Annotated in this window: 13 protein-coding genes; all 13 read right to left on the bottom strand. The window is 69.5% G+C overall.

The features are described 5' to 3' along the window. Positions 1 to 976 precede the first annotated feature (976 nt). The 13 genes from ACFW9Z_RS03870 to cpaB all read right to left on the bottom strand — a co-directional run bounded on the left by ACFW9Z_RS03870 (position 977) and on the right by cpaB (position 12,315). The gene (locus ACFW9Z_RS03870) at positions 977 to 1,618 is read right to left on the bottom strand and encodes an OmpA family protein (RefSeq protein WP_384633895.1); all 642 of its coding nucleotides are present in this window, start codon (positions 1,616 to 1,618) and stop codon (positions 977 to 979) included. An 8-nt stretch (positions 1,619 to 1,626) separates the two neighbouring features. Next, the gene (locus tag ACFW9Z_RS03865) at positions 1,627 to 2,247 is read right to left on the bottom strand and encodes a hypothetical protein (protein ID WP_384633892.1); all 621 of its coding nucleotides are present in this window, start codon (positions 2,245 to 2,247) and stop codon (positions 1,627 to 1,629) included. Between the two features lie 29 nt (positions 2,248 to 2,276). After that, positions 2,277 to 2,933, bottom strand: coding sequence for a pilus assembly protein TadG-related protein (locus ACFW9Z_RS03860; protein ID WP_384633890.1), 657 nt, complete (start codon positions 2,931 to 2,933; stop codon positions 2,277 to 2,279). Then, positions 2,933 to 3,163: a Flp family type IVb pilin gene (locus tag ACFW9Z_RS03855; protein ID WP_384633888.1), complete on the bottom strand. Its 231-nt coding sequence runs from the start codon at positions 3,161 to 3,163 to the stop codon at positions 2,933 to 2,935. Before ACFW9Z_RS03855 ends, ACFW9Z_RS03860 begins: the two co-directional genes overlap by 1 nt. Positions 3,164 to 3,367: 204 nt before the next feature. Then, positions 3,368 to 4,354, bottom strand: a complete 987-nt coding sequence (locus ACFW9Z_RS03850) for a response regulator (protein WP_384633885.1) — start codon at positions 4,352 to 4,354, stop codon at positions 3,368 to 3,370. Between the two features lie 39 nt (positions 4,355 to 4,393). Next, complete coding sequence (locus ACFW9Z_RS03845; RefSeq protein WP_384633882.1) at positions 4,394 to 5,980, bottom strand: sensor histidine kinase; 1,587 nt, start codon at positions 5,978 to 5,980, stop codon at positions 4,394 to 4,396. Between the two features lie 161 nt (positions 5,981 to 6,141). Beyond that, positions 6,142 to 7,029: a DUF5936 domain-containing protein gene (locus tag ACFW9Z_RS03840; protein WP_384633879.1), complete on the bottom strand. Its 888-nt coding sequence runs from the start codon at positions 7,027 to 7,029 to the stop codon at positions 6,142 to 6,144. Between the two features lie 25 nt (positions 7,030 to 7,054). Then, positions 7,055 to 7,999 carry a type II secretion system F family protein gene (locus ACFW9Z_RS03835; protein ID WP_384633877.1) on the bottom strand — a complete coding sequence of 315 codons (945 nt, stop codon included), beginning with the start codon at positions 7,997 to 7,999 and terminating at the stop codon, positions 7,055 to 7,057. Positions 8,000 to 8,009: 10 nt separating this feature from the next. After that, positions 8,010 to 9,347 (bottom strand): CpaF family protein, encoded by a 1,338-nt coding sequence (locus tag ACFW9Z_RS03830; RefSeq protein WP_384633874.1) that lies wholly within the window; start codon positions 9,345 to 9,347, stop codon positions 8,010 to 8,012. 94 nt (positions 9,348 to 9,441) lie between these two features. After that, complete coding sequence (locus tag ACFW9Z_RS03825; RefSeq protein ID WP_384633871.1) at positions 9,442 to 9,837, bottom strand: TadE/TadG family type IV pilus assembly protein; 396 nt, start codon at positions 9,835 to 9,837, stop codon at positions 9,442 to 9,444. Next, positions 9,834 to 10,292, bottom strand: a complete 459-nt coding sequence (locus ACFW9Z_RS03820; protein ID WP_384633868.1) for a TadE family protein — start codon at positions 10,290 to 10,292, stop codon at positions 9,834 to 9,836. Before ACFW9Z_RS03820 ends, ACFW9Z_RS03825 begins: the two co-directional genes overlap by 4 nt. Before the next feature lie 3 nt (positions 10,293 to 10,295). Next, a complete protein-coding gene (locus tag ACFW9Z_RS03815) occupies positions 10,296 to 11,594 on the bottom strand; it encodes a CpaE family protein (protein ID WP_384633865.1) in 1,299 nt (432 codons plus the stop codon). A gap of 7 nt (positions 11,595 to 11,601) precedes the next feature. Then, positions 11,602 to 12,315: a Flp pilus assembly protein CpaB gene (cpaB, locus tag ACFW9Z_RS03810; protein ID WP_384633862.1), complete on the bottom strand. Its 714-nt coding sequence runs from the start codon at positions 12,313 to 12,315 to the stop codon at positions 11,602 to 11,604. Positions 12,316 to 12,406 lie beyond the last annotated feature (91 nt).

Here is a 12,406-nt window from a genome sequence, read left to right as displayed (position 1 = left end):
CATCCATCAGCCGACAAATGTTCGATCATCGCAAGCGCAGGAGGCCAGGCGTACCGGGGGAGCCCGTGAGTACGCAGCGCTGTTGCAGGCAAGCTTCGCCCGACCACCGTGCTGTGCGGGTTGCCGAGCAGGGGCACGCTCAGCACGAGCCCGCGCGCGGAGGCTATGAACGGTGGGATGTAGTGGGACGCCCCCTCGGCGATGACGGGGCAGAGTACGGCGCGTGAAAACAGAGGTATGACGACTGCCCTTGGTGAGACTGCATGCTGGAGGGAAGGGCCCTATTTTGCGTCGAAGCGTACAGAGGCTTCACGAAGATGCACGTCACGGCCGGCCTCTCCTCCGGAACGGATGAGGTCGGCGCACTCCGCGCAGATTCCGGGGCCCTCCGGACCAGCAACCACGCCCTGGGCATCTGCCGCGCCATGGTCCGCCCCCGCCCGAGCACGAGGTGTCCTTCGCCTCGCCCACCACATCGAGCGTCAGCAGGTACTACAGGGCATGACATCTCAGGAGTACGTCGGAGACATCTATGAGACAGCCAGGCATATTCAGTTCGGCGGCCGTCAAATAGCTCACAGATAGCTACAAAACCTGCTCGCTATGCCTGAGCACCGCCACATCACGTTGCGGGTCATTCTCATTCGAAGCACGCGCATGTCCCGGAGCAGGTCAGGCGGTCAACTACGCCATTGCACGCGACCTCTGAGGGAAGACTCCATGCCGGACGCCACAGGGGAAGAGCCATTCTGCGGCGAAGGCGCCAGCTGCTCACCGCATGGGCACGGACGACCGGGACAAAGCAGGGCCAAGGACAGTTGTTCCTCACGGACGCTTGGGAAACACTGCAGCATATGATCTGCGGTACCACGTCCGGCAAGGCGGACCAGCTGCTGTGATGACGAGGGTCCGGCACCGCGATGCGATCGCGGGTGCCGGACTCTCTCTGCTGTGCGCGGAGGGGCAGCGGGAACGGTCAGGAACCCTCGCCGCGCGGGAAGGAGACCTCCACGCGGCGGTTCTTCTTCCGGCCCTCTTCGTTGCTGTTGCTGGCGATCGGGTACTGCTCGCCGTAGCCCCGGATCTCGTACGTGATCGTGGGGCCGAGCTGCTTCGACAGGACCCCGTGCACGGCGTCGGCGCGCTTCTTGGAAAGCACGTCGCCGTGGGCGGAGGAGCCGAGGTTGTCGGTGAAGCCGAAGATACGGACCGTGGTCGTGTTCTGCTTCTTGATCTCCTCGGCGATGGCGGCGATACGGGCGTTGGCCGCCGAGCCCAGCTTCGCGCTGTCCTTGCCGAAGAGGACTTCCGCCTGGAGGGCGAACTTGATGTCGGCGTTGCTGTCCTCGCGGCGCTCTTCACCGCCCAGGTCTTCGACTACCTGGACGATGTCGAGGACCTTGGCAGGCCCCAGCGTGCCGCCCTCGGACATCTTGAGATCCGGGTCGTTGGGGTCGACCTCCACAGGAGGCACCGACTGGGCCTCGGTGCCGGGTGGAACGCTGGGGCCGTCGTCGGCCAGCGCGGGCTCTGCCCCGAACAGCGTGAGACTCGCAACGACCAGGAGTGACAGGGCCGACAGGCTCGTTGGCCTGATTCGGGTGCGCGTCTGCGTCATGTCGGCCGTCACCCGGAGATCTTGAGGGAGGTCGTCCCGAAAGTCGGGAGGTTGAAGTCGACCTCCGTTGTCGTACGGGGCGGCGACGGGAACTGCATGAACACCGGCGTGGACCTACCCCCGACGAGGGGGGGAATGTCGGTGGTGCACAGGCAGCGGCTCTCGGTGTCCCGCAGAATGTAGTAGCGCTTCTTCCCCTCCTTGTCGACCAGTGTGGCACCCGCGACCGAGTTCGGATTCTGTGCTGCCAGCAAACTTTCGGACCCCACCCAGCCACTGGAGTTACGCGTCTCTTCGCTGTCGTTGGTGATGGTGCCCTGGACGGTGACGAACCCTCCGGAATCCCGCTTGGCCTGATGGATGACGAGCGTCAGGCCTTCACCACGGGCCTCGGCCAGCTTCACGTTCGGGTCCACGCTCTCACCCGCCGCAGTGCCCTCCTGTTGCGGTTCGCCCTTGTCCTCCGCTGCCGAAGGGGTGGTGGCGGGGCCGGACGGTGCGACGGATCCCTCACTGCGGGGCTGCTCGCCTCCGTCATCGCCACAACTGGCAAGAGCGAGAGTCAGGGCAGCCGTCACCGTGACAGCCGCCATTGCCCTTCTGGTCGACGTGGTCCGCCGAATGCTCATGGTCCGATTCCTCTACTCGTCGTTCGCTGTCACTGGTCGACCAACCGCACATCGAAGAGAATCTTGCTCACCCGGGGCCAGTCGGCCAGGTCACCCGGAACGACTTCTGCCACCCCTGCCTTGCCACACGCGAACGTGTACAGGCCCTCGGCGCCGTCGCTGTCGCCGTCGCCGTCGCTGTCGCTGTCGCTGTCGCCGTCGCTGTCGAGGCCCTCGGCGACCCACGTGCAACGGAATTCGATGAGCGCCGTTGCCTCAGCCTTGGCGAAGGTGCTCTCCGTACCGGGGATCACCGGTGAGTCCACGGACTGACGCCCCTCGACTTCTACCGTGATCTTGTCGCGGTCCCAGCTGGTCCCGGACGTGCCACAGGAACGGATATCGGCCCCATTGGCGGACGCCAGCCTCTGGGCCTCCGCACACGGCGTGAGAGTCGGGAAGGCGGCATTGAGGAACTGGTCCAGTTGGTCGCCGGGAAGCGACTCATGGAATCCTGCGGCGAACTGCTCGCGGGCACTCTGAGCGGCAGCCAGGGCCGCCGCGTCCGCAGCTCCCTGGGACCCGTTCCGCAGGGCAGACGCCTTACCGACAGCGAAGAAGGCGAACGCAAGGAAGAGCAGGCCCGCCACCATCACTACGTAGATGGGGAAGGCCTGCCCTGCATCGCCGCGGCGGCGACGGCTCATCACTGCGTCGTGATGGACGTCACCAGGCGGTTGATGCGCGTCGAGATCGCGGTGCCGATGCCCGTCGCCACGATCGCGCCGATGATCGCCACGACCACCAGAATGATGCCCAGGTACTCGAACGCCGTCTGCCCCCGGTCCTTCGCCGCGTAACGCTTCTGGATCGCGCTGACGGCGGTGCCGGCCCAGCCGTGGACGCGGACGCTGGCCTTCAGGGTGAAGTTCGACATGGGGTTCCCCTCCTGGTTCGGCCGACCGGGGGCCGGCCGACTCGGGCGTTTCTGCGGTGCCGTCCTCGGTACCGGCTTCCTCCTGGCCGGTGCCGGAGATGACGCGAGAAACATAGGAGGGGACAGGCGCGCCGTCAGAGGGCCCGTGGGCCCATTTCCGGGCCCAAAAGGTATTCCGGGCACCATGGTTCGGGCTTCGGTCGGTCATGGCTGCCGCCCGGGGGGCCGGGGCGCCGTGCCCAGCCAGCGGGCTATGGCCTCGCTGCGGCTGACGCTGTGGAGCTTGGTGAAGATGCGGTTGATGTGGTTCTTGACGGTCTTCTCACTGATGAAGCAGGTGGCGGCGATCTGCTGATTACTCATTCCGGACGCAATCAGCTCCATGACCTCCGCCTCTCGCGAACTCAGCTTGTACTGCTGCCTGTTGGGGGAAAAAGTCGGCCCCCCGGTCACAGAAGACTGTCCCACAAGAGGTTGCAGTTGCGAAAGGCCTTCCGAAGGTTCGGGCTGTCGTGGGGACGCCTGGGCGGGGAGTTCCGTGAGTGCCGCGCCCAGCCCGTCCGGTAACGGCCCCCGGGGCGAGGACGTGTCCTGGCGCATGTGGGCCAGCAGGGCGTCGGCGGCCGTGACCGTGAAGTTGGCGCGGCCGTTCCTCGTGTCCCGTACCGCTTGCACCAGTTGGTCCGCCGTGAACTCACCGTGCACCAGGTAACCGCCCGCGCCCAGGCGCAGGGCCTCGTGCACGATCTCGCTCTCGCGGCTGTACGTCAGCATCAGCACCGGGGCGATCCCGACCAGGTGCGGCAGCGCCGAGATGCCGTCCACGCCCGGCATGCGTACGTCCAGGAGCACCACGTCCGGTCGGTGCTGGAGCGTCTTCTCGTACGCCTCCCGGCCGTCCGCCGCCTCCGCGACCACCCGGATGTCCGCCCGGCCCGAGAGCAGGACGCCCAGGCCTGCCCGTACGACGGGATTGTCGTCGGCCACCACCACCCGGAGCCGGGCCGCGGGGGGTGGTGGTGAGGGCAGGGCTGGGGGGTCGATCGCAGAGCGCGGGGGGCCCGGGTCTCCGGCGGGGGCAGGGACCGGGCCGGGCTGGATGTGCGACGCGGTGTGCTCGGGGGTGGTGTGGCGGTGGGCCGCCGTCGCTCCGTGGCGGCGGCCCGGCGCGGGGGAGACATCGTCCGGCATGCTGCGACCTCCTCTCTGGGTGGGGACGTGGGGAATTCGTTACGGGTGGGGGCTGGGGGCGAAAGTGAAGGGGAGGGGCAGGGGGACGGGGAGGGGGAAGGCTGGGGTGGCGGGGCCGATAGCGGTGACGGTGGCGGGGGCCGGGGCAGGGGCGGTGGCCGGGGCAGGGGCGGGGGCGAACTGGGGTAGCGACCGGGGGGATGCCCCGGGCCGGGACAGGGGCTGTGGCTGTGGCTGGGAGGGAGACCGGGACTGGGACGGAGACGAGGACTGAGGCTGCGGCTGGAGCTGGGGCTGTGGCTGTGGCTCCGGTGAAGGGTCTGCCTCCGCCTTGCGCCCCAGGGCCGCCAGTGGGAGTTCCAGGCGCACCTCCGTCCCCCGTTCCGCCTCCCCCCTCCCGATCCGGATCCGGGCTCCGATCGAGGCCGCCCGTTCCACCATGCCGACCAGGCCGAAGTGGCCCGACCGGCGCAGGGCCTCCAAGGTCGTGCCGGCGGGGAGGCCGCGGCCGTCGTCGTACACGCTCAGGCGGAGCACGTCGGCCTGTACGCCTGCGAGGACGACCAGGTACGTGGGGGCCGCGTGGCGGTTCGCGTTCTCCAGGGCCTCCGAGGCGACCGTGAGGAGTTGGCGGGCCACCGCGTGCGGGACCGGGGGGACCGGGGTCTCCTCGGCCAGGCGGCGGAACGTGGCCCTGATGGGGTGTCGGGTCGTGAAGTCCGCTGCCAGAGCGGTCAGTTCGGGGATGATGTCCACGCCGCCCTCCAGGCCCTGTTCCCGGCGCAGGTCCGTGAGCAGTTCCCTCGACTCCGCCGCGGCCCGGCGGGCGGCCCGGGCCACCAGCTCCGCCTGGAGCCTCACCGCCGACGGGTCCATACGGTCGGCCGAGGACGCCAGGCCGTCGGCGGCCAGGGCCAGGCCGTGCAGGGTCTTGGCCACCGAGTCGTGCATCTCCCGTGCCAGGCGGGTGCGTTCGCCCTCCACCGCCTCGTTCACCGCCAGCCGCGCCCGGGTCTCGGTGAGCGCCTGGGTGGCTGTCCCGAACCGCAGGAGCAGGTTGCGCAGGGTCACCCCCACCGCCCCGGCGATCACGCAGAAGCCGGGCAGGAGGAGTGCCGTGGCCCCGCCCGCCTCCAGCTTCGGGACGCTCGCGTACACGCCGAAGACGATCACCAGCTGGAGCGAGGCGAACACCGCCGCACCGCGCCAGCCGTGGACCAGGCCCGCCAGCAGCGGGGTGCAGACCGTGACGTACGCGAGGGTCGACTCGGGGGTCGCCGTGATCAGCAGCAGCGCGCCGAAGAGCATGTCGACGGCGAGCAGCCAGGGGTGGCGCAGGAGGACCGGGCCGAAGCGCTCCCAGTCGCGGAACAGGACGTACGAGCCCATGAAGGTGACCAGGACCGCCGCGCCGACGAACCAGGTGGGCAGGCCAGGGGCGGTATGGCTGATCGCGTACGGGGTCGCTATCGCGATCATCGCAAGGCGGAAGCCGAAGACCTGCCGGCACATCGCCTGGAGCGCGTTGACCTGGATGGCCAGGGCCGGGCGCGCCGGGGTGCCGCTGTGGGCCCGGGTCAGGTCCGTGGTCAGGCCGGGCCGGGAGCCGCTCAGTTGGTAGGCCATGTGCCGGTCACCTCCCTCTCGTTCCCCGTAAGTCCGTGCGGTCCTTGTCCTTCTCCTTGTCCTTCTCCTCGTCCTTCCTCTCGCCCTTCCCCCCGTCCTTTCTCGCTTCCTTCCCCTCGTCCCTCTCGTTCCCCTCGTCCCCATCCCCTCCGCCGTTCATGTCAGCCGCCCGTCAGGAACGAGAAGTCGACGTCGGCTCCGTACACGAATCCGACCGTGAGGAGAACGAGCGTGCCCGGCAGGAGGAACGACGTCACCGCGAACGTCGCCTTCGGGACCGCCTTGGCGGCCTTGCGGCGGGCGTTCTGGGCGTCGGTGCGGCGCATGTCGTTGGCGATCTGGATGAGCGTCTCGACGATGGGCGCGCCCAGTTCCTCGCCCTGCTGGAGTGTGGTGACGAACATCGCGACCTGCTCCGAGTCGTTGCGTCTGCGCAGCTCCTCGAAGGCCTGGCGGCGGCTGACGCCCATGTCCATCTGGCGCAGGGTGATGCGCAGTTCGTCGGACCAGGGGCCCTCGTACTTCTCCGCCACCCGGTCCAGCGCCTGCCGGAAGCCGAGTCCGGCGGAGACGACGACGGCGAGGACGTCGAGGAAGTCGGGGAGGGTGCGTTCGATGTGCTCACGGCGGACGCGGATGGCCGACCAGATCCCCACCTCCACCCAGAACAGGCCGAACGCGATCATGAGGAGGGCGAGGAAGATCTGCCCCTGGAGGAGCATGGAGAAGGCGCCCAGGGTGCCGAGGGCCCCGTAGACCGCGCGGCGCGCCGCGTAGCGGTCGATGGTCAGGCCGCCCGGGTTTCCGGCCAGGTCGATCTGGCGGCGCTTCCTGTTGACCGCCTTGGGGCCCATCATCCGCAGCACCATCGGGGCCCAGCGGATGCCGAGCCGGTCGATGCCGGAGCCCACCGCACTGGTGCGCGAGGAGCCGGATTCGAGGGCGATGGCCAGGTCGCCGGGGAGTTTCGCGTCGGCCCGGTACATCCGGATGCCGTGGATGGCCCCGTAGACGGCGAGTCCGACGAGCAGGGCGAGCAGCAGGTCCATGGGTGCGTCCCCTTCCTTCCGGGCGTCAGACGTCGATACGGGAGAGGCGGCGGATGACCACGAAGCCGACCGCGTACAGGGCGATGGCCACCACCACCGCCACCTGGCCGATGAAGGCACCCGTCATCCGGTCCAGCGCGCCCGGCATGACCGCGTTCATCAGGAGCATCGCGCCGATGCCGAAGGCCGGTACGGCGTAGGCGGTGACGGTGACCTGGGAGAGCTGGGTCTTGACCTCGCGGCGGGTCTCCTTGCGCTCCTCCAGCGTCTCGGTGAGGTTGCGCAGGGAGCTCACGACCGTACCGCCGGCCCGGTTGGAGAGGACCAACGTCGTGACGAGGACGACCAGTTCGCGGGAGGGGAGTCTGTCGGTCAGTTCGCTCAGGGCGTCGTCCAGGGATTCGCCGACGGCCAACCTCCGTGCCACCCTGGCCAGTTCCTCGCCCGCCGGGTCCTCCATCTCCTCCGCCGCCATGGAGAGCGCGGTGCGCAGGGCCAGGCCCGCCTGGGTGGCGTTGGCCAGGATCCGGGAGAGTTCGGGGAGTTGGTTGATGAAGCGTTCGGTGCGCTTGGTCCGCTGCCAGTTCAGGAAGGCGTTGGTGCTCCAGAGGCCGATGAGGGCGGCGACGGGGCCGAAGAAGGCTGCCAGCAGGGAGGAGGCGATCATCCACAGTCCGGCCATCACGACGAGGGCGTAGACGACGAACTCGCCGGGCGTGAGCTCCATGCCGGTCGCCGCGAGCTTCAGCTCAAGTTTCCGGCCGAGTGCGGTGGAGCGCAGTCGGCGGTCCAGGCCCTTGAACCGGCGTCGGCGGCCCGTCTCGGGGAGTTGGCCGACGTGGGAGAGCCGCTCGACCAGCGCGTCGCGGTCGGCCTTGCCGCCGGAGTAGGCGTACAGGCCCATCACGCCGAGCACACAGGCGACCAGCGTCACGCCTACGGTGACCAGGGGCAGATTGACGTTGTCCATGGCGCGGTACCTAGTTGGCCTCTCGGGTGGCGAGCTGTCCGGCGCTCTCGGCGATGCCGAACGCCTGCGGGATGGGCTGGCTCGCCATGTAGAGGCGGTCGGCGATCCTGCGGGGCAGCGGCAGATACTGGAAGCGGCCGTGGATCCGGCCGTCGGGGGCCATCGGCTGGGCGTTGAACCGGGCCACGGTCACGATCCGGTACGGGTCGCGGCCGTGCGAGTCGAGCACCGCGATCTCGGTGATCTTCCTGGTGCCGTCGGCGTGCCGGGTGAGCTGGACGATCACGTCGACGGCGCTGTTGATCTGGTCGTGCAGGGCCTCGAAGGGGATCTCGACCTCCGACATGGAGGCGAGGGTCTGGAGGCGCATCAGCGCGTCCTCGGCGCTGTTCGCGTGGACGGTGGCGAGCGAGCCGTCGTGGCCGGTGGACATCGCCTGGAGCATGTCGAGGGACTCGCCGCCGCGGACCTCACCGACGATGATGCGGTCGGGGCGCATCCGCAGGGAGTTGCGGACCAGGTCGCGGATGGTGATCCGGCCCTTGCCCTCGACGTTGGCCGGGCGGGCCTCCAGCCGGATCACATGGCCCTGCTGGAGCTGGAGTTCGGCGGAGTCCTCGATGGTGACGATGCGCTCGTTGTTCGGGATCAGCCCCGAGAGCGCGTTGAGGAGCGTCGTCTTGCCGGTGCCGGTGGCGCCCGAGACGATGATGTTGAGCCTGGCCTGGACGAGACCGGCGAGCAGGACCAGCATCTGCTCGTCCAGCGAGCCGAAGCCGATCATCTCCTGGAGGGTGAAGGAGCGCGGGAAGCGGCGGATGGTGAGGGTCGCGCCGGTCAGGGAGAGCGGCGGGATGATCACGTTGACGCGTTCGCCGCTGGGCAGCCGTGCGTCAACCATCGGGTTCGACTCGTCGACGCGGCGGTTGACGGTCGCCACGATGCGTTCGATGGTCTGCATCAGCTGCTCGTGGGAGCCGAAGCGCAGGGGCAGTTGTTCGACCTTGCCGCCGCGCTCGACGAAGATCTGGTCGGGGCCGTTCACCATGATCTCGGTGATGGACGCGTCCTCCAGGAGCGGTTCCAGGATGCCGAGGCCGAGGGCTTCGTCCACGACACGCCGGATCAGCTGCGAGCGCTCCACGGTGGAGAGGACCGGGCCCTCGCGGCTGATGATGTGGCCGAGTACGCGCTCCAGCCGGGCCCGCCGGTCGGCGGCGGCCAGCGAGGACATCTCCGCGAGGTCGATCTCCTCCAGCAGCTTGGCCCGGTAGGAGGCCACCATGTGGCCGTCCTCCCCTGCGCCGCCGTGCTCGTCGGGGGCGCTCATGCGTGCCCGCAGGCTCATCTGCCCAACTCTCCTCGGTGTCACGGGTGTAGCGGGTGTAGCGGTTCCAGCGGGTGCGGCGGGTGCAGCGCGTGCCACGGTGTCCCGTACGCGGTCACTCGCGCGGCATCGTGGCGCTCCGGGTCGCCGTCCAGGGGCCGATACCGGGGACGAGCGAGGGGACCCTGACCGCGACGGTGGCGGTGATGTCCTGGAAGCCGCTCTGGCTGTACGAGAACCCGTCGCCCCGCACCCAGCCGCTGACCGCGCCCCGGGCCGCCGTCTCCGGGTCCCCGTGGGCGTCGTCGCTGGCCGCCGTACGGGCTCCGGCGCGGGCGGCCGTGCCCGCCTGGGCGGCGGCGTACGCGGCGATGCCGAGCTGGATGGCGAGCAGGGCGACGAGGAGGAGCAGGGGGAGGAAGCCGAGGTACTCCAGGGCCACCTGGCCGCGGTCCCTGCGCCTCCCCGTGCGGAGGTTCCCGGGGCGTTCTCCGTACGGAACAGTCGTCATCGCCAGTCCTCCAGCGCCGATCCGGCTTCGCCCGTGATGTGGGTGTCGAGGTCGAACAGGCCCGGCACCAGCACCGGGACCTTGAGCCGCACCTTCGCCTCGTACAGCCCTCCGTTCGGACCGCACCGCACATCGGCCCCGCTCGACCAGGCGGCGGGCAGGTCCTTCAGCGCGCCCGCCCGGCAGGCCGCCCCGGCCCCGTACTCCGCTCCGCTCCCCTTGCGCGCGCCCACGTCCGCCGCGTTGCCCGCGAGACTGAACGTGTAGCCGATCAGGGCGCACTCCCAGAGCACCAGCATGATCAGGATGATGAAGGGGGTCATGCCCAGGAACTCGATCGCGGTCTGCCCCCGGTCCCTGCGCTCACGCAGAGCACTGATCCGCCCCCGGTCATCCTTACGGAGCGCGCGGAGCCCCCGTATGCCGCTGCGAGCCGTCCTCGTGGTGGTCGTCATCGCTCAACGTGTCCCCTCGGAGTCGGCGGGCCCGCCACGTCGGCGGCGGGGGCGTCCGATCGAGCCGCGGTCGTTCTTGAAGGTGCCGCTGTTCCTCCGGGCCAGGGCGCCGCCCTTCTTGGCGGTGGCGCTCGGCTTGACGATGCCCAGCTCTCCGGCCAGGCTCCAAAGTGCCTGCTTGACCGTGCTCTTGGCGTCCAGTTCGTGCAGGCGGCCGGAGTCGACGGCCGCCTGGAGCTCCTTGAAGTTGGCGGGAACCGCCGCGGAGGCGACCCGGGTGCCGGTGATCTTCTGGATCAGGGGCGGCTGGATCTCGGTGTTGCGGGTGAAGCGGTTGACGAGGGTGACCGTCTCCTCCGCCTTGCGGATCTGGAGCCGTTCCCACATCCGTACGATCCGTTTCGCGCCGCGCACCGCGACCACGTCCGGGGTCGTCACCAGCAGGGCGACGTCGGCCATCTCGATGGCGGCCGCGTTGGCGCCGTTCATCTGGCCGCCGCAGTCGATGACGACGACCTCGTACCGGGAGCGCAGGGCGCTGACGATCTGGCGGGCGGAGCGGTCGCTGACCTCCTCGCCGCGCTCGCCCTCGCCGGGGGCCAGCAGCAGGGCGAGGCCGGTGGAGTGGGAGAAGACGGCGTCGGAGAGGACCCGGGGCGAGATGTCGGTGATCAGGGCGAGGTCGACGAGGGAGCGCCGGAACTGTACGTCGAGGAAGGAGGCGATGTCGCCGGTCTGGAGGTCCATGTCGACCAGGGCGACGGTGTGGCCCGACGCCTGGGAGGCCAGGGCGAGTTGGATGGCGGTGACCGTGGCGCCGACGCCGCCCTTGGCTCCGGTGACCGTGACGACCGTGCCGCCGGGGCCGGTGAAGACGTCACCCGCCGAGGAGAGGTGGCGGCGTACGCCGGCCGACCACTGGGCCGCCGCCTGGACCCGGTTGGCCAGCTCCTCGTACCCCACCGGGAGGGTGACCAGACCGCGGGCGCCGGAGTCCATCGCGGCGGCGAAGAGGTGGGGACTGGCGTCCGTGGTGATCAGGACGACCCCGACGGAGGGGAACCGCAGGGAGACCTCCCGGATCAGCTCCAGCGCCGGGACCGGGCCGATCCGCTCGTGCACCAGCACCACTTCGGGCAGCTCGTCGATGGCCTCGCCGGCGAGACGGGCCAGGGTGTCGATCAGCTGGGTCGAGTCGATGACCGGGGCCGCCGGTTCGGCGTCGGGGAGCTGGCTGAGCAGGGTGGTGACGGAGCGGGCCGCGTCGGGGTCGCCCACGGCCGGGAGGATTCTGGTGGTCATCCGATCCTCACTTGTCCTTGTCGAGCGTGTAGGTGCGGTCCCCCGGGCGGATGGTGCCGTCGCTGCCCGGGGCGACGAGTGCGAGGCGTACGTGCTCCGCGAAGGACTCGGCGTAGGCGATGCGCTGGGTGTCCAGGGTGTTGAGGGCGAAGGTGATCGGCACGGCTTCGGTCAGCTGGCCGCGCCGGTCGTCGCCGGTCGGGTTCAGCGGGGTGAGCCTGCCGACCTCCAGCACCTTGGCGTTGGAGACGATGACCTTGGACTGGGCGGGGTTGCCGTCCTCCCGCTGCTCACCTGCGAAGGTGGCGTAGATGTTGACCGTGGCGCCCGGTGTGATCTTGCCCGCGACCCCGGTGGCGGCGTCGATCATGATGGCGATCTCCTGCTCACCGGCGCGGAGTTCGGGTTTGCGCACCATCATGTCCGACTGGAGCAGCGAGCCCTTGCGGAGGTGGGTGACGGCGATCTTCGACTCGACCTCCCGCAGGTCGGTCACCGCGTTCTCCGAGAGCCAGCGCTTGGGCATCGTGATCTTCTCGAACTGGCCGCTGCGCAGGGCCGTGTACGGTGCCACATCGGATTTCAGCTGGTACGCGGTGACTTCGGGTCCGACCTTCGCGTTCACATCGCTGATCACCGAGAGCACTCCGGCGAAGGCACCGAAGGCACAGAGGACCGACAGGAGCAGGAGTATCACGCCGCGGCGCTGGCGGGAGTTCATGGCCGGACAACCTCGTTCGGATCGAATGCGTATCAGATGCGTATCGGATGCGTGGGGCGGCGGACGGAGAGGAATGCGCGGTGGGGCGGTA

The sequence above is a fragment of the Streptomyces sp. NPDC059452 genome (assembly GCF_042750035.1).
GTDB lineage: Bacteria > Actinomycetota > Actinomycetes > Streptomycetales > Streptomycetaceae > Streptomyces.
Note: the sequence above shows the minus strand (reverse complement) of the source record. Positions and strands in the feature narration are given on the sequence as shown.

What these genes read in the sequence shown, in the direction of transcription:
- ACFW9Z_RS03870 (WP_384633895.1), bottom strand. Translation starts at nt 1,618, where the DNA reads ATGACGCAGACGCGCACCCGAATCAGGCCAACGAGCCTGTCGGCCCTG.
- ACFW9Z_RS03865 (WP_384633892.1), bottom strand. Translation starts at nt 2,247, where the DNA reads ATGAGCATTCGGCGGACCACGTCGACCAGAAGGGCAATGGCGGCTGTC.
- ACFW9Z_RS03860 (WP_384633890.1), bottom strand. Translation starts at nt 2,933, where the DNA reads ATGAGCCGTCGCCGCCGCGGCGATGCAGGGCAGGCCTTCCCCATCTAC.
- ACFW9Z_RS03855 (WP_384633888.1), bottom strand. Translation starts at nt 3,163, where the DNA reads ATGTCGAACTTCACCCTGAAGGCCAGCGTCCGCGTCCACGGCTGGGCC.
- ACFW9Z_RS03850 (WP_384633885.1), bottom strand. Translation starts at nt 4,354, where the DNA reads ATGCCGGACGATGTCTCCCCCGCGCCGGGCCGCCGCCACGGAGCGACG.
- ACFW9Z_RS03845 (WP_384633882.1), bottom strand. Translation starts at nt 5,980, where the DNA reads ATGGCCTACCAACTGAGCGGCTCCCGGCCCGGCCTGACCACGGACCTG.
- ACFW9Z_RS03840 (WP_384633879.1), bottom strand. Translation starts at nt 7,029, where the DNA reads ATGGACCTGCTGCTCGCCCTGCTCGTCGGACTCGCCGTCTACGGGGCC.
- ACFW9Z_RS03835 (WP_384633877.1), bottom strand. Translation starts at nt 7,999, where the DNA reads ATGGACAACGTCAATCTGCCCCTGGTCACCGTAGGCGTGACGCTGGTC.
- ACFW9Z_RS03830 (WP_384633874.1), bottom strand. Translation starts at nt 9,347, where the DNA reads ATGAGCCTGCGGGCACGCATGAGCGCCCCCGACGAGCACGGCGGCGCA.
- ACFW9Z_RS03825 (WP_384633871.1), bottom strand. Translation starts at nt 9,837, where the DNA reads ATGACGACTGTTCCGTACGGAGAACGCCCCGGGAACCTCCGCACGGGG.
- ACFW9Z_RS03820 (WP_384633868.1), bottom strand. Translation starts at nt 10,292, where the DNA reads ATGACGACCACCACGAGGACGGCTCGCAGCGGCATACGGGGGCTCCGC.
- ACFW9Z_RS03815 (WP_384633865.1), bottom strand. Translation starts at nt 11,594, where the DNA reads ATGACCACCAGAATCCTCCCGGCCGTGGGCGACCCCGACGCGGCCCGC.
- cpaB (WP_384633862.1), bottom strand. Translation starts at nt 12,315, where the DNA reads ATGAACTCCCGCCAGCGCCGCGGCGTGATACTCCTGCTCCTGTCGGTC.